At 63.6% G+C, this 19,218-nt stretch carries 17 protein-coding genes; 9 read left to right on the top strand and 8 right to left on the bottom strand.

All coding sequences use genetic code 11. The annotated features are described in order from the left end of the window. Positions 1 to 14: 14 nt before the first annotated feature. The 4 genes from RBB46_RS15050 to RBB46_RS15035 all read right to left on the bottom strand — a co-directional run bounded on the left by RBB46_RS15050 (position 15) and on the right by RBB46_RS15035 (position 3,602). On the bottom strand, positions 15 to 722 hold the full coding sequence (locus RBB46_RS15050; RefSeq protein ID WP_306029836.1) for an acylneuraminate cytidylyltransferase family protein: 708 nt from the start codon (positions 720 to 722) through the stop codon (positions 15 to 17). Beyond that, positions 719 to 1,471 carry a bifunctional 2-polyprenyl-6-hydroxyphenol methylase/3-demethylubiquinol 3-O-methyltransferase UbiG gene (locus RBB46_RS15045; protein WP_306029835.1) on the bottom strand — a complete coding sequence of 251 codons (753 nt, stop codon included), beginning with the start codon at positions 1,469 to 1,471 and terminating at the stop codon, positions 719 to 721. Before RBB46_RS15045 ends, RBB46_RS15050 begins: the two co-directional genes overlap by 4 nt. Continuing rightward, positions 1,468 to 2,637: a polysaccharide pyruvyl transferase family protein gene (locus tag RBB46_RS15040; protein WP_306029834.1), complete on the bottom strand. Its 1,170-nt coding sequence runs from the start codon at positions 2,635 to 2,637 to the stop codon at positions 1,468 to 1,470. Before RBB46_RS15040 ends, RBB46_RS15045 begins: the two co-directional genes overlap by 4 nt. A 95-nt stretch (positions 2,638 to 2,732) precedes the next feature. Beyond that, positions 2,733 to 3,602, bottom strand: a complete 870-nt coding sequence (locus RBB46_RS15035; RefSeq protein ID WP_306029833.1) for an N-acetylneuraminate synthase family protein — start codon at positions 3,600 to 3,602, stop codon at positions 2,733 to 2,735. 354 nt (positions 3,603 to 3,956) lie between these two features. On the opposite strand from RBB46_RS15035, the gene RBB46_RS15030 reads away from it, so the two are divergent. The 6 genes from RBB46_RS15030 (at position 3,957) to flaF (ending at position 11,023) form a co-directional block, all read left to right on the top strand. Next, positions 3,957 to 5,342, top strand: coding sequence for a flagellin (locus RBB46_RS15030; RefSeq protein WP_306029832.1), 1,386 nt, complete (start codon positions 3,957 to 3,959; stop codon positions 5,340 to 5,342). Between the two features lie 232 nt (positions 5,343 to 5,574). Next, on the top strand, positions 5,575 to 6,963 hold the full coding sequence (locus RBB46_RS15025; protein ID WP_306029831.1) for a flagellin: 1,389 nt from the start codon (positions 5,575 to 5,577) through the stop codon (positions 6,961 to 6,963). A gap of 207 nt (positions 6,964 to 7,170) precedes the next feature. Next, on the top strand, positions 7,171 to 8,559 hold the full coding sequence (locus tag RBB46_RS15020; protein WP_306029830.1) for a flagellin: 1,389 nt from the start codon (positions 7,171 to 7,173) through the stop codon (positions 8,557 to 8,559). 222 nt (positions 8,560 to 8,781) lie between these two features. Next, complete coding sequence (locus RBB46_RS15015) at positions 8,782 to 10,170, top strand: flagellin (protein ID WP_306029829.1); 1,389 nt, start codon at positions 8,782 to 8,784, stop codon at positions 10,168 to 10,170. Positions 10,171 to 10,278: 108 nt separating this feature from the next. Beyond that, positions 10,279 to 10,773 carry a flagellar biosynthesis repressor FlbT gene (flbT, locus tag RBB46_RS15010; protein WP_306029828.1) on the top strand — a complete coding sequence of 165 codons (495 nt, stop codon included), beginning with the start codon at positions 10,279 to 10,281 and terminating at the stop codon, positions 10,771 to 10,773. Further along, positions 10,655 to 11,023, top strand: coding sequence for a flagellar biosynthesis regulator FlaF (gene flaF, locus RBB46_RS15005; RefSeq protein ID WP_306029827.1), 369 nt, complete (start codon positions 10,655 to 10,657; stop codon positions 11,021 to 11,023). The genes flbT and flaF overlap by 119 nt, the downstream gene beginning before the upstream one ends. Positions 11,024 to 11,239: 216 nt before the next feature. Here the strand turns inward: flaF and RBB46_RS15000 are convergent, their stop codons facing one another. The 3 genes from RBB46_RS15000 to RBB46_RS14990 form a co-directional block, all read right to left on the bottom strand. After that, complete coding sequence (locus tag RBB46_RS15000) at positions 11,240 to 12,766, bottom strand: flagellar protein (RefSeq protein WP_306029826.1); 1,527 nt, start codon at positions 12,764 to 12,766, stop codon at positions 11,240 to 11,242. Between the two features lie 9 nt (positions 12,767 to 12,775). Then, entirely contained in the window at positions 12,776 to 14,659 is a 1,884-nt protein-coding gene (gene flgK / locus RBB46_RS14995) for a flagellar hook-associated protein FlgK (protein WP_306029825.1), read from the bottom strand. A 77-nt stretch (positions 14,660 to 14,736) separates the two neighbouring features. Further along, entirely contained in the window at positions 14,737 to 16,140 is a 1,404-nt protein-coding gene (locus RBB46_RS14990) for a flagellar hook protein FlgE (protein ID WP_306029824.1), read from the bottom strand. 282 nt (positions 16,141 to 16,422) lie between these two features. Between RBB46_RS14990 and RBB46_RS14985 the strand changes: the two genes are divergently transcribed. Both RBB46_RS14985 and RBB46_RS14980 read left to right on the top strand, forming a co-directional pair. Then, positions 16,423 to 17,268 carry a MoxR family ATPase gene (locus RBB46_RS14985; RefSeq protein ID WP_306029823.1) on the top strand — a complete coding sequence of 282 codons (846 nt, stop codon included), beginning with the start codon at positions 16,423 to 16,425 and terminating at the stop codon, positions 17,266 to 17,268. Between the two features lie 179 nt (positions 17,269 to 17,447). Next, on the top strand, positions 17,448 to 17,864 hold the full coding sequence (locus RBB46_RS14980) for a hypothetical protein (RefSeq protein ID WP_306029822.1): 417 nt from the start codon (positions 17,448 to 17,450) through the stop codon (positions 17,862 to 17,864). A gap of 33 nt (positions 17,865 to 17,897) precedes the next feature. Here RBB46_RS14980 and RBB46_RS14975 read toward each other — a convergent pair whose 3' ends face one another. Next, positions 17,898 to 18,545 carry a hypothetical protein gene (locus tag RBB46_RS14975; protein ID WP_306029821.1) on the bottom strand — a complete coding sequence of 216 codons (648 nt, stop codon included), beginning with the start codon at positions 18,543 to 18,545 and terminating at the stop codon, positions 17,898 to 17,900. Between the two features lie 102 nt (positions 18,546 to 18,647). Here RBB46_RS14975 and RBB46_RS14970 point away from each other — a divergent pair, with 102 nt between their 5' ends. Next, complete coding sequence (locus tag RBB46_RS14970) at positions 18,648 to 19,217, top strand: DUF2975 domain-containing protein (RefSeq protein ID WP_306029820.1); 570 nt, start codon at positions 18,648 to 18,650, stop codon at positions 19,215 to 19,217. The last annotated feature ends 1 nt before the right edge of the window (position 19,218 follow it).

Below are 19,218 nucleotides of genomic sequence, written 5' to 3'. Positions count from 1 at the left end.
TCCCGCCCAGGGACTCACATCTGGATCGGATGGATATCGAGATTGCGCTCCAGCCGTTCCAGCATCAGTTCTGCAACGGCAATGTCCTGTGGCTCGTCGATCTCCACGACCTCTTCGTCGCTGGTCTCGTAGAAGCCCGTGCGGCCGGTCAGCCGGCAGCCGGTCATCCGGAAGCTTTCCGTGCGGAACAGATAGAAGTTGCCGGTTTCCCGGTAGTAGCGATCCTCGGCCGGAATCTGCTGGCGCATAAGGCGGTTGTGCGGATCGTAGAGCGGCTGCGGCTCCGGCAGGTTGCGCCAGATGTAGTTTCGGATCAGCCGCGCCGAAAAGAGCGAATCATATCCGCCCTCCACGAAATGCGCCCAGGCGCCGGCCAGCGTGTCACGGCGGCGGACGGGCGACGTCACCTGCGGAAAGAGCACCGCATCCGGCATCTCGCTCCGGCACATCCGGTCAAGCGCATGGTGGAGCGAGGCCTCTGCCGGCGACGTATCGGTGGCGAACTCGTCAGGCCGCAGCACCGGCACGCGGGCACCGAGCGCGCGCGCGGTCTCGGCGATTTCCTCGCTGTCGGTGGAGACGATCACGTCGCGGACGAAGCCTGCATTCTGTGCCGCCTCGATGGTCCAGGCGATCAGCGGCTTGCCGAAGACGGAAACGAGGTTCTTGCGCGGTATTCCCTTGGAGCCGCCGCGGGCAAGCACGATCGCGTCGCAAATCATTGTTCTTTTTCCGCAAACACCGTCACGAAGGATCCCCAGAAGGCCGGCGACACGCCCTCTTGCGGGCGCAGCATCCGCTCCCAGGCCTCGGTCGTTGCGAACCGCGTGCCGAAGAACGGATAGTCCACCGACACGATCCGGAAACCGGAAGCGCGCAACAGGCGCATCAACGAGTCATCGGTGAACAGGCTGACATGCGTCGGGTCGTGGAGCAAGCGGAAGCGCTCCCCGAAAAGCCGCGCCGCTGCGCTTGCGAAATTCGGCGTGCCGACAACAAAAAGACCGCCTGGCCTCAGCGCTTGCGCCACCGTCCGGACAAAATCAACGGGCTCGTCGATATGCTCGATGACGTGATGGGCGATGATCGCGTCGCAGGAACCTTCGGCGAAGCTTTCGCGCGTCAGCACGCCGCGTATCGTGTTCGCGCCGCTGCGTGCGGCAGCAATCTCCACCGCCTTTTCGGACGGATCGATGCCGATACGCTCGTGCGCGGCATCGATCTGCTCCAGCAACTCGCCGAGCCCGCAGCCGACATCGACCACCCGTCCCGGCGGGCGGGCGTTCACCGCCTCGGCGATATAGGCAAGATCGGCCTTGCGCAGGTCGTGCTCGGTCGAAAGATCGCGAACGCGACCGTCCGGGTCACGCTTGTCGTCCCAGTATTCATCAGGCGCGACGCGGGCCGGATAGTGCACGAAGTACTCGCCCGAACCGTAGAGCGCCAGGCATTGCTCGATGATCGATGTCACGACACCCCCTCCAGCCGAGGCGACAGCCAGCCGGCAAGGTCGTCATGATGGCATTTCAGGACATCACGCTCGCCTGCACGAATCTCGCGCAGGCGAGCAATCGTGGGAGCCGGATCGGCAAGATCGCGCGAAAGCGCACCGAAAAGTGGCGCAAGGTCCGTCTCCGCCGTCCATGCATGGCACCGCCCGGCAAGATCGAGAGCGGCGAACTGGCCCTCGATCTTGTGATGGGTGGAGATGCCGAAGACCGGCGTGCCGAAACCGATGGACGCCAGACAGGCATGGTAGCGCATGGCGATCACCGCCGCCGCGCGGCGGTAGAGATCGAAGGACGGCGCCCACCCCCCAGCGCCCTGCGCCAGACCGGCCACCACCACCCGCTCGCGCCGGATCCGGTCATCCAGGGCGTCCAGAACCGAGCCGATCGGTCCGAAATCGCTATAGATATGCGGCACGAACACACACAGAAGCGATGGGTCCTCGCCAAGGAGCTTGCCCAGGCCTGCCGCGACATCGGCAGCGAACCGGCGTGTCAGGTCGGCCCCGTCCGCGCCCGCATAGCGTTTGTCGGGCATGTCGCCGGCAAGGTTGACGGCAATGAAGCGCGCGCCCTCCGGCACGCCCGGATGGTCGAAACCGTCCGGCTCGGCAAAGAGGCCGCCATCGGGAACCACCGTCATGGCATCGGCATAGGCCGGCCCCAGGTGGTCGCGGATCAGTCCGTCCGAGCCGTCATTGCGCAAGGAGAAACGGCAGTGATCGAAGGCGAGCAGCGCGTCGAGAAAGGCACGGCTGCGCGCAACCGCCAACTGGCTGACACCGCGCGTCGCGTCGACCCCGAGCCCGTGGAAAAGCACGGGCCGACGGATCGCGGCGAAAAGCTCCGGCCCGGCCTCAAGATAGGTTCCCGAGGAGGTCGTCTCGCGCCAGAGCTGGAACAGGCTGAAACCGCCAATGACAACGAGATCCGCGGCATTGGCCTCGGCGACAAAACGCTCGTCGAAGGCCCGTCGCTGCCAGTGGATGAACTCCCGCACCTCGCAGGGCGTGTGGTCCAGGGCGAGCGGCAGATCGGCCGCACGCGTCCGGTATTCGCCGTCATGCATGGCGTTGTCGCCGAGATTGCCGACAAAGGATGCGAGATGCAGAACCTTCAAGGGGCGCATGTGAACGCCGGCACGTAGGGAATGCGAGGCGGTGGCGAGGTTCTCGGGAAGCGCGTCACGTCAGCGTCCATCTGCTCCACATGCGACAACCGCCCTCACAGCGACGCCAGCGTATCCTTCCGGCGCAGCTTTTCCATGACCGGACGCTCGCGATTGTAGATCTCGATGACGCCGTTGCCACGGGTTTTTTCGGCAAGGCGAATCCCTGCGATCATTTCCTTGGTCTGCGCCACGTCGACGGACGATGCCTGGTCCGATCCCCACATGTTGCGGTCGAGGGTGAAATGCCGCTCCACCGATACAGCCCCGAAGGCGATCGACAGGATGCTCGGCAGGATGCCTTCCTCGTGCCCGGAATAGCCGATCTTCAGCTGCGGGAACCGCTCGCGCAGCGTCGAGATGCCGGCAAGGTTGATCTCCTCCGGCAGCGCGGGATAGGTCGAGGTGCAATGGTAGAGGCAGGCGATCTCACCGCCTGCATCCTCGATCGTCTCCACCACCGCGCGCACCATCTTCAGGTCGCACATGCCCGTCGACACCAGCAGCGGCACGCCGCTGCGCGCCGCATGGACAATGAGGTCGCGATCGGTGACCGAGGCCGAGGCCATCTTCAGATAGGGGACGTCGAGCGCAACGAGGAAGTCCACCGACGCCTCGTCCCAGGGCGAGGCGTACCAGGTGATGCCGATTTCCGCGCACAGCGCGGCGATCCGCTCATAGTCCCTGCGCCCGAACTCCAGCCCGCGCTTGAGATCGCCGTTGGTCTCGCCAAACGGCGACTTGCGCGGCCGCTCCAGCTCCTCGGCCGAATAGACCACATCTACGGTCCGTTTCTGGAACTTGACCGCATCGCAGCCGGCACGATGCGCCGCCTGGATCATCTCCAGCGCCAGATCGATGCTGCCATTGTGGTTGATGCCGATTTCGGCAACGACCGTGCACTTGTCAAAGGTGAAGAGGCTCATCTCGCGATCTTTTCGGCTCGCGGCGGACGCAGGCTCCGAAAGGTCGGTGCGGCGCGTTCGCGGGTTTCGCTGCTCATTTCGCACGACATTAACGCCGCCACGGGACGGCTGTCGGCGTCCGTTCTCCGGCAGGCGGTGTTTCGAGCATGCACCAGTATCCCCGTTTCCATGTGATTCGGCGAGGCTTTTTCGCTTCGTGGCCGTCGCTGCGCAAGCCATCCGGGGCCAGTAACACCCCGTTAACCCTAACCCTCGTTAACCCTTTGTTTTTACGACTGATTCGGATTTGCGACCGTACCTTGGCCCGGCAACGAGGATGCGTTGCGTTACTTGTTACCAGAAAGGTACACCACCATGAGCGTTACTCTCTCCGCTGGCGTTCGCCAGAACCTCCTGTCGCTGCAGCAGACTGCCGACATGATGTCCCAGACCCAGAACCGTCTTGCCACCGGCAAGAAGGTCACCTCGGCTCTGGACAATCCGACGAACTTCTTCACCTCGAAGAGCCTGAATTCCCGCGCCAACGAGCTGTCGAGCCTTCTGGACGGCATCTCCAACGCGACCAAGACCCTCGAGGCCGCCGACAACGGTATCAAGGCAATCACCAAGCTGGTGGAAAGTGCCCAGTCGACCGCCCGTCAGGCCCTGCAGGATGGCGGCGCCGGCGCCGGTACCGTGATCGAGTCGTCTTCTTCGATCTCGACCAACGGCCTGACCCCGGAAGCAGGCGAGTCCATCCAGGACCAGGCCAAGCGCCAGACCCTGTCGAACCTCGGCTTCGCCAATGGCGACACCATCGAGCTGCAGGCAACCGACACCGCAACCGGTTCGGTTTCCACGATCTCGATCACCGTCGGCACGACGCAGAAGGTTGACGGCACCGGCGCGGTTGCCACCGTCCAGGATGCGGTGGACGTGATCAACGCCTCGGGCGTTGCCACGGCTGAAGTGTCTGACGCCGGCAAGCTGAAGCTCTCCGGCTCCGACACGGACACGCTGAACCTGACCGTTACGGACACGGGCGGCGACGCCTCCACCGCGACGACCCAGGCGACCTCGCTGGCCGCTTCGCTCGGCTTCGGCACCAACTCCAACGTTGACCTGTCCGATCCGGCCGATGGCGACTATGTCGACGCCGGCGAGACGGCGGTCACCTTCACCGACGGCGCTACCGCCGGTGCTGCCGACAGCCTGTCGATCACCACCCAGGCCAATCCGGCCGCAAACTCGTCCTCGCGCCAGAAGCTGGTGTCGCAGTTCAACGAGATTCTGGGCCAGATCGACAAGCTCGCCGCCGATGCCTCGTTCAACGGCACCAACCTGATCAACTCCTCCTCCTCCAAGCTCACCGTCGCCTTCAACGAGAAGCGCGATGCGGGCTCCAAGTCGGAGCTGTCGATCAGCGGCAAGGACCTGACCTCGTCGGGCCTGAGCCTCACCAACGTGTCGAGCCTCAGCGATGCCGAGGCGAATGCGACGCTCGACTCGCTCAGCGCCGCTCTCGGCACCCTGCGCGAGACGTCCTCGACCTTCGGTTCGAACCTCAACACGGTCACGATCCGCAAGGACTTCACCAAGGACCTGATCAACACCCTGCAGACGGGCGCCGACAACCTGGTGCTCGCCGACACCAACGAGGAAGGCGCCAACCTTCTCGCCCTGCAGACCCGTCAGTCGCTGTCGACCACGGCCCTGTCGCTGTCCTCGCAGGCCGACCAGGCGGTGCTGCGTCTCCTCTAAGGACGCAAAACGCAAACGACGCGAAAGCGTTACGGAAAAGGCGGCGGGTTTCGACTCGCCGCCTTTTCTGCATCCCTTGCGATATGGTTAACAAACCCATTGGCAACGCACGCAAAATCGGAATTCGTGCAAGACCCGATTAACCTTAATTTAGCCTTTCGGCCCCTACTGTGACTGCGAGCCTCAGGACGAGGCCCAATGCGTAACTTGGGCAGCCAGAAAGGATTTCCGAATGTCCGATATCACTCTCTCCGCCGGTGTGCGTCAGAACCTCCTGACCCTGCAGAGCACCGCAGACATGATGGCCACCACCCAGAACCGTCTTGCCACCGGCAAGAAGGTCAACTCGGCCCTCGACAACCCGACCAACTTCTTCACCTCGCAGTCGCTCGGCGCCCGCGCCAACGACCTGAACAACCTGCTCGACGGCATCGGCAACGCGATCAAGACGATCGAAGCCGCCGACAACGGCATCACCGCCATCACCAAGCTGGTGGAGAGCGCCCAGTCGACCGCCCGTCAGGCCCTGCAGGACGGCTCGGCCGGCTCCGGCACCATCGTCGAGTCGTCCTCCTCCATCTCGACCAACGGCCTGACCCCGATCTCGGGCGAATCCATCCAGGACCAGGCCAAGCGCCAGACCCTGTCGAACCTCGGCTTCGCCAATGGCGACACGATCACCCTGCAGACGACCGACACCGCCACCGGTTCGGTCTCCAGCATCTCGATTGATGTCGGCACGACGCAGAAGACCGACGGCACCGGCCCGGTCGCGACCGTCCAGGACGTCCTCGACGTGATCAATGCCTCGGGCGTTGCCACCGCCGAGGTCACCGATGCCGGCAAGCTGAAGGTCACCGGATCGGATTCCGAGACCATCAACCTGTCGATCGTCGACACGGGCGGCGACGCCTCCACCGCGACGACCCAGGCGACCTCGCTGGCCGCTTCGCTCGGCTTCGGCACCAACTCCAACGTTGACCTGTCCGATCCGGCCGATGGCGACTATGTCGACGCCGGCGAGACGGCGGTCACCTTCACCGACGGCGCCACCGCCGGTGCGGCCGACACCCTGTCGATCACCACCCAGGCCAATCCGGCCGCGAACTCCTCCACCCGCCAGAAGCTGGTGTCGCAGTTCAACGACATCCTGGGCCAGATCGACAAACTCGCCGCCGATGCCTCCTTCAACGGCATCAACCTGATCAACTCCTCCTCCTCCAAGCTCACCGTCGCCTTCAACGAGAAGCGCGATGCGGCAACGAAGTCGGAGCTGAAGATCGGCGGCGAGGACCTGACCTCCTCGGGCCTCAACATCAGCCAGGTCTCGAGCCTCAGCGACACCGAGGCCAACACCTCGCTCGATGAGCTCTCCGAGGCGCTGATCACCCTGCGCGAGGCCGGCTCCAAGTTCGGTTCGAGCCTCTCGACCGTGCAGATCCGCAAGGACTACACCAAGGCGGCGATCAACACCCTGCAGACGGGCGCCGACAACCTGGTGCTCGCCGACACCAACGAGGAAGGCGCCAACCTCCTCGCCCTGCAGACCCGCCAGCAGCTGTCGACGACGGCCCTGTCGCTGTCCTCGCAGGCCGACCAGGCGGTGCTGCGTCTGTTCTGATCCAACCGGATTGGACACGCGAAGAACAGAAAACGGCGGGGCCCTCCCCGCCGTTTTTTTTCACGCGCCGCCGAAACGTTATTTTTCTTAATCTTTGCCCGCCAATTGCAATTATGGTTAACCGCTCGTTAGTGTTTTTGTCGCAATCCTTAACGCGATCTCAGAATGAGACTCGCCCGCGACGGGGCGACGCGAAAGGATTTTGCAATGTCCGATATCACTCTTTCCGCTGGTGTCCGTCAGAACCTCCTGACCCTGCAGAACACCGCAGACATGATGGCCACCACCCAGAACCGTCTTGCCACCGGCAAGAAGGTCAACTCGGCCCTCGACAACCCGACCAACTTCTTCACCTCGCAGTCGCTCGGCGCCCGCGCCAACGATCTCGGCGCACTGCTTGACGGTATCGGCAACGCGATCAAGACGATCGAGGCCGCCGACAACGGCATCACCGCCATCACCAAGCTGGTGGAAAGTGCCCAGTCGACCGCCCGTCAGGCGCTGCAGGACGGCTCGGCCGGCTCCGGCACCATCGTCGAGAGCTCCTCGTCGATCTCCACCAACGGTCTGACCCCGATCTCGGGCGAATCCATCCAGGACCAGGCCAAGCGCCAGACCCTGTCGAACCTCGGCTTCGCCAATGGCGACACGATCACCCTGCAGACGACCAACACGGGTACGGGCTCGGTATCGAGCATCGCAATCAACATCGGCACGACGCAGAAGACCGACGGCACCGGCCCGGTCGCGACCGTCCAGGACGTGCTCGACGTGATCAATGCCTCGGGCATTGCCACCGCCGAGGTCACCGATGCCGGCAAGCTGAAGATCACCGGATCGGACGCCGAGACGGTTGACCTCTCGATCGTCGACACGGGCGGCGACGCCTCCACCGCGACGACCCAGGCGACCTCGCTGGCCGCTTCGCTCGGCTTCGGCACCAATTCCAATATCGACCTGTCCGACCCGGCCGACGGCGACTATGTCGACGCCGGCGAGACGGCGGTTACCTTCACCGACGGCGCCACCGCCGGTGCGGCCGACACCCTGTCGATCGTCGCACAGGCCAATCCGGCCGCGAACTCCTCCACCCGCCAGAAGCTGGTGTCGCAGTTCAACGACATCCTGGGCCAGATCGACAAGCTCGCTGCCGATGCCTCCTTCAACGGCATCAACCTGATCAACTCCTCCTCCTCCAAGCTCACCGTCGCCTTCAACGAGAAGCGCGATGCGGCCACGAAGTCGGAGCTGAAGATCGGTGGCGAGGACCTGACCTCCTCGGGCCTCAGCATCACCAGTGTGACCAGCCTCAGCGACACCGAGGCCAACACCGCCCTGGACGAGCTCTCCGAGGCGCTGATCACCCTGCGCGAGGCCGGTTCCAAGTTCGGTTCGAGCCTCTCGACCGTGCAGATCCGCAAGGACTTCACCAAGGCGTCGATCAACACCCTGCAGACGGGTGCCGACAACCTGGTGCTCGCCGACACCAACGAGGAAGGCGCCAACCTTCTCGCCCTGCAGACCCGCCAGCAGCTGTCGACGACGGCCCTGTCGCTGTCCTCGCAGGCCGACCAGGCGGTGCTGCGTCTGTTCTAAGGACACACGCAAACGCCTTTCACGTTCATATGAGGGCGGCGAGAACACTCGCCGCCCTTTTTCACTCAAGCCGGGTGAGAGGCTTTCTCTCTGAAAAGACACACCATTTCGAAGTCGCAAGCCTGCGCTTTAACCATTCATCAGGGATAAATAAGGCACATTGCCGAGAAGCCTCAGGATGAGGCTGACCCGCCCGGCGGGATCAGGCAAAAGGATTTTGCAATGTCCGATATCACTCTCTCCGCCGGTGTGCGTCAGAACCTCCTGACCCTGCAGGGCACCGCAGACATGATGGCCACCACCCAGAACCGTCTTGCCACCGGCAAGAAGGTCAACTCGGCCCTCGACAACCCGACCAACTTCTTCACCTCGCAGTCGCTCGGCGCCCGCGCCAACGACCTGAACAACCTGCTCGACGGCATCGGCAACGCGATCAAGACGATCGAGGCCGCCGACAACGGCATCACCGCCATCACCAAGCTGGTGGAAAGTGCCCAGTCGACCGCCCGTCAGGCGCTGCAGGACGGCTCGGCCGGCTCCGGCACCATCGTCGAGAGCTCCTCGTCGATCTCCACCAACGGCCTGACCCCGATCTCGGGCGAATCCATCCAGGACCAGGCCAAGCGCCAGACCCTCGCCAACCTCGGCTTCCAGAACGGTGATCTGATCGAACTGTCAGCGCACGACACCGCAACCGGCGCGCTCTCCGGCATTGGGATCACCATCGGCACGACGCAGAAGACCGACGGCACCGGCCCGGTCGCGACCGTCCAGGACGTCCTCGACGTGATCAACGCCTCGGGCGTTGCCACCGCCGAGGTCACCGATGCCGGCAAGCTGAAGATCACCGCTTCGGATTCCGAAAGCATCTACCTGAACATCTTCGACACGGGCGGCGACGCCTCCACCGCGACGACCCAGGCGACTTCGCTGGCCGCTTCGCTCGGCTTCGGCACCAACTCCAACGTTGACCTGTCCGATCCGGCCGACGGCGACTATGTCGACGCCGGCGAGACGTCGGTCTCCTTCACCGACGGCGCCACCGCCGGCGACATGGACTCGCTGGTCATCGCCGCACAGGCCAATCCGGCAGCGAACTCCTCCACCCGCCAGAAGCTGGTGTCGCAGTTCAACGACATCCTGGGCCAGATCGACAAGCTCGCCGCCGATGCCTCGTTCAACGGCATCAACCTGATCAACTCCTCCTCCTCCAAGCTCACCGTCGCCTTCAACGAGAAGCGCGATGCGGCAACGAAGTCGGAGCTGAAGATCGGTGGCGAGGACCTGACCTCCTCGGGCCTCAACATCAGCCAGGTCTCGAGCCTCAGCGACACCGAGGCCAACACCTCGCTCGATGAGCTCTCCGAGGCGCTGATCACCCTGCGCGAGGCCGGCTCCAAGTTCGGTTCGAGCCTCTCGACCGTGCAGATCCGCAAGGACTACACCAAGGCGGCGATCAACACCCTGCAGACGGGCGCCGACAACCTGGTGCTCGCCGACACCAACGAGGAAGGCGCCAACCTTCTCGCCCTGCAGACCCGCCAGCAGCTGTCGACGACGGCCCTGTCGCTGTCCTCGCAGGCCGACCAGGCGGTGCTGCGTCTGTTCTAGTGGAAATACTAGGCAAATATTTCCGGGCGACGAGAAAACTCGTCGCCCTTTCTATTTCGAGAGCACTTACTTGTTGCTTGAATCATAAGCCTATGAGAGTATTCAACCATGGCACTGAAGATCGAACTGCGCCCGAAGGAACGATTTATCGTCGGATCCACCGTAATAACAAACGGTGACCACCGCACGCATATCTTCATTGAGGGCAGTGAACCGATCCTTCGCGAAAAAGACATCTACACAGCGGAAACGGCAAACACACCCGCGAAGCGGATTTATCTGGCAGTCCAGCTCATGTACCTCAATCAGGACATAGAGCGTCACCGGAAGATCTACTTCGAGCTTGTCAATGACTTCATTCAGGCTGCGCCCAGCACCATCGGCCGTGTGGACGCCGTCAACAATGAGATCTTAACCGGTTCTCTCTACGCTGCCTTGAGACGGGCGAGGGAACTGGTCGAGTATGAACGGGAACTGATCGAACATGCACAATCTGGCCAACGCAGCATATCAGCAGACGACGCAATCGACCGTGAACCCGAGGGAGCTGGAGGCGACCTTGCTGCTCAAGGCGGCGGCGCGGCTTCAGGCGGTCAAGGATGACTGGGGCGGAGACAGCCCGGTGACACTGGACGAGGCGTTGTCCTACAATCGCCGACTGTGGACGATCCTGGCCACGTCAGTGACAAGCAACGACAATCCGCTTCCGCTCGAGATCAAGCAGAACCTCGGTTCGCTGGGGGCCTTCATCCTCAAGCACACGCTTGATGTGATGACCAACCCGAGCCCGGACCGTCTGACGACGCTGATCCAGATCAACCGCAACATCGCCCAGGGCCTGCGCGGCACCTGAAGGCGAAAGGCGGGCCGGGGCCCTGTCCCCCATCGCAACAGCGCTTGAAACGCCGGCCCTCGCGCCGGCGTTTCGCGTTTCGGACACACGAAACAATGGCGGCGGCTGACAGGCAGGCACGAAAAACCCGGCGGGAGCGGATCCGGCCGGGTCTTGTCAGACAGCGGGAGAGAGCAAACGGGCAAGACGCTCACGCGCCGGTGTCGCTTGTCGGGGCTACAGATAGTTCGACAGGGACAGTTGCAGCGTCATGCTGGTGGCCTGGTAGCTCACTTCCAGGTTGGTCCGCAGCGTCAGAAGCCGGACGGCGACCTCTTCCTTGTCGATGCCCTCGATCTCGTCGACAAAGGCCTTCAGCGACCCCTCCTCCACCCTGTGCCGGGTTTCCGCGTCCTTGAGCGTGCGCTGCGCCGCGGCGAACTCCATGTGGTTCTGGCGAATGCCGGATGCTTCCGCGCCGGCCGGCGTCAGTCCTCCATAGGAACGCTGCGCCATCTGCTCATAGAATGCCTGGTTGTCCGGACTGTTGCTGGAGAAGTCCGAGGCGGCGAAGGCGGCAAGCGACTGGACGACAAGGCGGTAGCCGTCCTCGTTCGCGCGTGCGCCGTAGTTGATCTTCAGGTTCTCGTCGATCGCGGCACTGGTGTCCTGGCGCGGATTGCCCGGCGAGTTGTCGCCGGTGTACCAGGCGACCGTGTCCGGCGTTCCGTCGCGCAGGGTGGTCGCGGTGGTGAAGTCGCCGGCATTCGGCACCACCCGCGCTTGCGGCAGATAGCCCGGCGGCACCGGCGACTTCGGCGCGGTGTCGAAGAAGGCTTCCGAGGCGCGCGTCGTCGAGGCCGCCTTCAACTCCGTGTTCGCTGCCTTCTGCAGGGCGCTGTCGAGAGCGGTCTTGAAATAGGCGGCCGTGTCGGCCGGCGTCGCACCGCGCGAGAAGGTGAACTCCGGATCGTCCTGCCCACCATCGACGCCCAGCGTTATCTCGCTCTGGGACCCGTCCGGCAGTGTCAGGAAGACGCGGATCGCCTCACCAGGCTGCGGCTGTCCGGTGAAGTCGACATCCATCGACGGCGGCGGCCCCGCATTCTGCGTGACGTTCACGTTGCTTAGGCCCGACGACGCATTGTCGATCTTAAAACCGAACGGATGGGTACCGTCCTCGGCAAGCGTCACCTGGGTACCGACCTGAGCGGTCGTCATGCGGCCGTTCCCCAGCGCGCCGAGATCCGCCTGATTATATTCTCCGATGACGGTTTTCAGGCCCGCATAGTTGCCGTCCCCGGCGAGAATGTAATCAAGGCTTTGAACCGGCAGCGTGTCGGCGGTCTTTCCCGAGAACAGATAGCGCCCGCCGACATCCGTGTTGAGATGCGACATGAACTCGCGAAGCGAAATCTCCGCCGCGGTCTGGGACGAGGTGCGGCCATTGCTGAACAGTTCGAAATTGTTCTGGTCGGTGGTGGCCTTCGCCTCGATGCGGATTTCCTCGAGCCGCTCGCTGGTCTTGTCGATCGTGTCGAGCCGCAGGCCGGCGATCTGGATCGTCTGCTTGTAGACGCCGACCTCGGAGAGCTGCTGCTTGAGCTGCAGGTCGAGGACGCGCGACGAGCCGAGGCCGCCATAGGTCTCCGACTTGAGGCCGGTGCCCAGCTGCCGCTGAAGATCGTCCATCTGCGAGCGCATGCTGGTCAGGTAGTTGACCAGGCGCGGCGAGTTGAGGCTGCCATAGGGATTGATGGACATCGCGTCTCACTAGCTCCGCATCAGGATATCGTACAATTCGCGCACCACCTGCATGACCCGGGCGTTGGCCGCATAGGCGTTCTGCAACGTGACGAGCTGCGCCAGCTCCTGGTCCACGTCGACCTTCGAGGCGTTGTCGAGACGCGTCTTCAGGTTGGACGTCACCACCTCCTGGCCGGCCAGCGTCGCTTTCGCCTGGGCGGCACGGCCGCTCTGGTGCGAGACCGAAGCCGTCACGAAGTCGTTGATCGAGCCCTTGTAGACCGCGTTCGGGCCGCCGATCCTGGTGCCCGGAGAAAAGGCGACCTTGGTGTTGGTCAGCTTGTCGAGGGCAGCCTGCGGCCGCGTCGGATCGCCATTGGCGATGCCCGGTGCATATTCCACCAGCAGCGAGGGATCGTTGAGCAGCGCCTCGGAGACCCGTATCCGCGAAGCGAAGCCCGTGGTGTTCGGCCGGCCGTCGGCCATGCCCGTGAACGGGCTGCCATCGTCATCGACGAACAGCGCGAAGGCATCGCCATGGGTGGACGGATCGGTGATCGTCTCGTTCGCCGACATGCTCTCGATACGCGTGGCGGCGGGCGCCGTGCTTTCCAGCCTCAGGGTCGAGCCGCCCGGATTGGCAGCCGTGAAGACGCCCGCACCGATGCGCGGATCCCCGTCGAGCGCGGTCTGGATGTTCGCCGCGATCGTCCCGTAATTGCCGCTGGAGAAATCGACGGCAAGGAAGATGTCGTTGGAATCATTCGTCGCCGTGAGCGCCGGTGGCTCGGGACCGTCGCTGCGATAGATGGTGACCGACTTGGTGCGGCCGGTCGCCATGTCCTTCACGTCGAAGGTCAGGCTGTCGCCGGGCTGCATGTTCGCCAGATCGAGCTCGTAGCCCGTCTGGGTGCCGGCGGCCGGATAAGGCGTGCCGTCCTGAACATGCGTGGAAAACGCGCGCGCGACAGACGCGGCAAGCTCGTCGAGCTGCGTCTGCGCATCCGTCAGCGTCTGGTCGCGCATGGTGACGAGGCCGGCGAGCGATCCCGTGCGCAGCGTGCGCGTCGCCAGCAGGTCGATCTGGCTGCCTTCCGAGTTCTCGAGCACGAGCGTGCCGACATCCCGGTCGGCAGGATTGATCGAATAGAGAGAGTTGGCGTTGATGTTGCCGCGCACATCGAACTTCAGCTTCATCACGTCGACATCATAGAGCAGCGTGCCGCCGCCCATGTGGACGCGCACCCCACCCTGTTCCGTCGGCTTCACCGTGATGTCGATATAGCCCGACAGCTCCTCCAGGATCATGTCGCGCTGATCCATCAGTCCGACAGGCATGTCGCCGTCCTGCGAATTGGCGACCACCTCGCGGTCGAGCGCCTGCAGGTCCGTCAGAAGTTCGTTGACCCGGTTGACCTGATCGGAAATCTGGTACTCGACCTCCTGCCGCATGTCCTGGATTTCCTGGGACATGGCGTTGATCTTGCCGACCATCGCCTCGGCAGTCCGCAAGGCCTCGAGCCGGTTGGAGTAGTCCTCCGGCCCGGACACCAGGTTCGACATGGACGAGATGAAGGAATTGACCTGGTTGGGCAGCGAGCCCGAATCCTGGATCGTTCCGAACAGCGTGTCGAGCCGGGCTGTGTATTGCTGGGAGACGGAGGCGAAATTGTTCTGCGCCAGAGACGTGCGGTACTGCGTCTGCACGGCAAGGTCGAGATAGCGGCGCATGCTGTCGGCATCGAGGCCGGTAACCCGGCCGTTGCCGTCGTAGCTGACCGACGCGGTCAGGGATTTTCGCGTGTAGCCGACGGTGTCCGCATTGGCGATATTGCCCGCGGTCACGTCCAGCTGACGCTGGTTGTAACCGAGCCCGATCAGTGCGGTGTTGAGAACGCTTCCCAGTCCCATGGACTTACCCGGCTTCCGCGTCGACGTGAAAGGACGACCGGCCGGCGAAACGCCGGCCGGTCAGTTCGCGACCCGCATCAGCGGATCATGTTGATCGCTTCCTGAAGCATTTCATCGCTCGAGCTGACGATCCTCGTGTTGGCCGAGTAGGCCTGCTGGGTCACGATCAGCTTGGAGAACTCGTCGGCGATATCCGTATTCGATGCCTCGAGCCGCTTGCCGACGATGTTGCCCTGCGCGCCGGAGATCGGCTCGCCGGATTCAGGCGTCACCTCGAAGGCACCGCCGTTGACACGTTCCAGCCACGCCTCGCCCGAGAAGGAGACCAGCGAGATCTCGTAAAGCTCGCGGGTACGGCCGTTCGAGTAGGAGGCAACGAGACGACCGGCCTCGGAGACCGAAATGCCGGCGAGATCGCCCGCCGGGTAGCCGTTCTGGGTCAGCTTGGAGATCTTGGCGCTGCCGTTGGCATCGGCGAACTGGGTCAGCGCGTCGGTGCCGAAGTCGAGCGTCACGTCGCCGACCGTCTGCCCGTCGACGGTGAGGGCGGTGAGCGCCATGGAGTCGGTCGCCGGCAGCGTCATGCGGCCATCGGTGCCGAACTGGGCGTCGGACACCTTGCTCCATTTCGCGCCTGCACCGGTCGCCGTGGAGTCGGAGAGATAGTAGAGCGACCACGTGTCGGGCTGGGAGCCGTCATCCTCGAAGGTCTTGGCCCAGCGCATCTGCACGTTCACCGGCGTGCCGCTCGAGTTGTAGACCGTGATCGCCTCGCCGGCGATCGAGCTGTTGAGGAAAGTCACCTCGTCATCCGAGGAGATCACATCGGCGCCGACGGTCTGGCCGACGGCTGCAGCGTCCGGCGCCGCACCGGTCGAAGCCTTGGTCAGCGCCGCGTCGAGCAGGTCCGTGCCACCGGCCAGCTTGGCGCTGGTCTGCGGCGTCGTCGGCAGGTTGCCTTCATACTGGATGCGGTCGGTCACGACGGCGGGAATGACGGAGCTGTCGATCGTCATGATCGAGGGCACCGAACCGGCGACGTTCTTGGTGACCGGATCGATCGGCTGGCCCATCAGGTAGTAGCCGGCGCCATTGACCAGGCGACCTTCCTTGTCGACCTCGAAATCGCCGCGTCGGGTGTAAAGGTCGTTGCCGGTGAAGATCGAACGGCCGTCAACCTCGCCGGCGCGGCCCTGCACGACGAAGTAGCCGCTGCCGTTGATGGCCATGTAGGTATCGACCTGGCTTTGCTGCAGGTCGCCCTGGATGCCGTTCGTCGCCCGCGAACTGGCCGACACGGTGCCGGCAAGCTGGCTCGGCTGCGAACCGCGGCCGCCACCGACGAGATCCGAGAAGGACGTGTCGAGCCGCTTGTAGCCAACGGTCGCCGAGTTGGCGATGTTGCCTGAGATGTTCTCCAGCGCATAGGCCTGCGCGGAAAGGCCGGACACGGCCGCGTTCAATGCACCAAAAACACCCATGTGAACCTCCAGACGGATCGGATGGCATGACGGCGCCATAGCGGACACCGGTCTCGCGGTTGTTGTTGGCAAGCAACGTGCCAGTTTCACGAAACGCCCCAAGTCTTTGAAATCGCTTGATCCAAAAAGGATGGCGCGCCGGCAACCGGCGACGTGGCGGCAGCTTTGTCCCCCTTGTCCCGGCAACAAATGCCGGGCCGGAGCCCGCGCCGGGCAGGTCTTGCGCATGCCTTGCCTGCCTCATACTGTGCAGCGCAAGAAAGTCTTGATGCGGGGATTTCAATGCGTTTTGAGGGTACGTCCGGATATGTCGCCACAGAGGATTTGCGGATCGCGGTCAACGCGGCTGTCGCCTTGCAGCGCCCGCTCCTCGTCAAGGGCGAACCGGGTACGGGCAAGACGGTTCTTGCCCAGGAAATCGCCGGCGCTCTCGATGCCGAGCTGATCGAATGGCACATCAAGTCGACGACCAAGGCCCAGCAGGGGCTCTATGAATACGACGCGGTCTCGCGCCTGCGCGACAGCCAGCTCGGCGACGACCGGGTGCACGACATCTCCAACTACATCCGCAAGGGCAAGCTCTGGGAGGCCTTCTCGGCCGACCGTCGCCCCGTCCTTCTCATCGACGAGATCGACAAGGCGGATATCGAGTTTCCCAACGATCTCCTGCAGGAACTCGACCGCATGGAGTTCCATGTCTACGAGACGGGCGAGATGGTGAGCGCGCGACAGCGCCCGGTGGTGATCATCACTTCCAACAACGAGAAGGAGCTGCCCGACGCCTTCCTGCGCCGCTGCTTCTTCCACTACATCACCTTTCCCGATGCCGACACGATGACCGACATTGTCGAGGTTCACTTCCCCGGCCTGAAGGCGGAACTGCTGCGCGAGGCGCTCAAGATCTTCTACGATGTGCGCGATACGCCCGGACTTAAGAAGAAGCCCTCCACCTCGGAACTCCTCGACTGGATCAAGCTGCTCCTCAACGAGGACATCGACCCCGCCGACCTGCGCGAACGCGACGCCCGCAAGCTCATCCCGCCATTGCACGGCGCGCTTTTGAAGAACGAGCAGGACGTCCACCTGTTCGAGCGCCTCGCCTTTCTCAACCGGCGCGAGGGGCGCTAGCGGCGATGCGGACAAAGGAAGCGGACAAAAGCAGAGGGCGTCTTGCGTGTTCGCACCTGCTTGTCCGGTTCCCCCGTGCGGCCGTTCTGGCCCTTGTCCTTTCCGCCACGGCATCCGTGCCACCGGCCCTGTCCCAGCAGCGATCGACGGAATCCGGCTGGAAGGTGGTCACCCGCGGCATGCGCCATTTCACCGGCCTGACCTGCCCTGACCAGGTGGCAAGCCTCAATCGCATCCGGGTTCTCACAGGCTCGGCCGACCGCATCGCCGGTTGCATCTACCAGAACCCGGCCGGCATCTCGGCCATCGTGCGCAGCCACCCCTCCGGCAATGGCGCGGTCGCGGCGCGCACCTTCCGGGAGCGCTACGCCGCAGCCGGCTTTCCCCTTCTGGAGACAACCGGCGCGGCGGCTGCCGCGATCTCCTTTCTGACCGGAGAGAGCAAGGACGCAAGCCGCTGCGAGAGCCTCTGGCGGTTTCGCACGAGCAACACCGATTACACGTTGTGGATCGCCTACACGCTGCCCGGCCAGGCCGAGGCAATCGGTCCCCTGGTCACCTCCTTTGCCGAACTGCTCGCCGAAAAAGCACCCTGACACCCATCGCCCTGTCGTGAGCGGAAAGCCCGGTCAACCTTTCCCCAGCGTCTGCGGGCAGGCCGCAATCGGGTCGTCTTGCGGCGCACCGGCTTCGATCATCGACGCCCGCAGGTCGAAGTCCCTTGTCAGCGGCACGAACCCGTCGAGCTCGCTCGCTGCAAGATAAGTCGACACTTTGACCGCCCCCTCGGGCACGGGTCCCAACCGGCAGCCTGTGACGCTCACGCTGAGACGCCCCTCCACCCCCGGTGTCTTGTCTTGCGAACGGTCGCGGATTGCCTTCTGCACGGCCCGCATCCGTTCCACATCGCGCGGGGCAACCCGGAAGACCCGAATGACGCTGCCGCGTCGACGTTCGCTCCCAAGGGATGCCAGGTCCTCGTCCGCCACGCTATGCCGAAAAACAATCTGCTCACTCATGATGAGCGCTCCGGACGCCTTGCTGCGCTGTTCGATGTGCATGACGGCACCTTCGGATGGCACCTTGATCCAGTCGGGATGCCGCACCGCGATACGCAGACGGGCCGGATCGGTCGTCTCCAGATCGAAGCTGCGCAATCCGATCAGGCTGGCAAGCGGAACCTGCCCGCAGGAGGCCGCCAGCGAGGCGGCGACGAGAATGATCGCCAGGAGGGCGACCTTGTGGACGTTCAGGGGAAGAAGGTGATGTTTGCGCATGGGAACTCCGATACCGAAAAGGATCAATCGCTTTCCCGATTGACGTGCATTTTTTATTGTGTAACATTAAATTTGTAAACTGAATTATGAAGGAATTATCGAATGACGTTTCACCCCGCACTTCGTACCGGGCACAATCCCCGTCTTGCCCGGATCGCCGGGGTCAGCCGCGCCCTGTCATGGTTGACGCTGTTCCTCATGATTGCCGGCCCGGCCGCGATCGCCGGCCTCCTCCTGTTCGACCCGTCGAACCTCGATCGGATGCTGATCGAGGGCCTGTCGACATCCGGCAAGGCAAGCTTGACCCCCGTCACCCGTGTCCTGGCGATCCTGCTTGCCCTGGTTCCCGTCGGCCTCGTGCTCGCCGCCCTCTTCTTCCTGCGCCGGTTGTTCCAGGGTTTCGCCCGGGGCGCCGCCCTTGCTCCCGAAAGCGGACAAAGGCTGAAGTGGATCGGCATCATTCTCGCCGCATTCGCACCAATGACGATCGTGATCGGCACCCTCGGCAGCATCGTCGTGTCCTGGGCCAATGCTCCCGGCGAGCGGGAAGTCTCCATCGGCCTGCATACCGACAACATAACTGTCCTTGTTTTCGGTATGCTGCTTGTCGTTCTTGGCTGGATTCTCGAGGAAGCCGCCATTGTTGCGGATGAAAACCGCCAGTTCGTGTGAG

Source organism: Stappia sp. MMSF_3263 (assembly GCF_030733745.1).
Lineage (GTDB): Bacteria > Pseudomonadota > Alphaproteobacteria > Rhizobiales > Stappiaceae > Stappia.
This window is presented reverse-complemented; position numbering and strand designations above follow the sequence as displayed.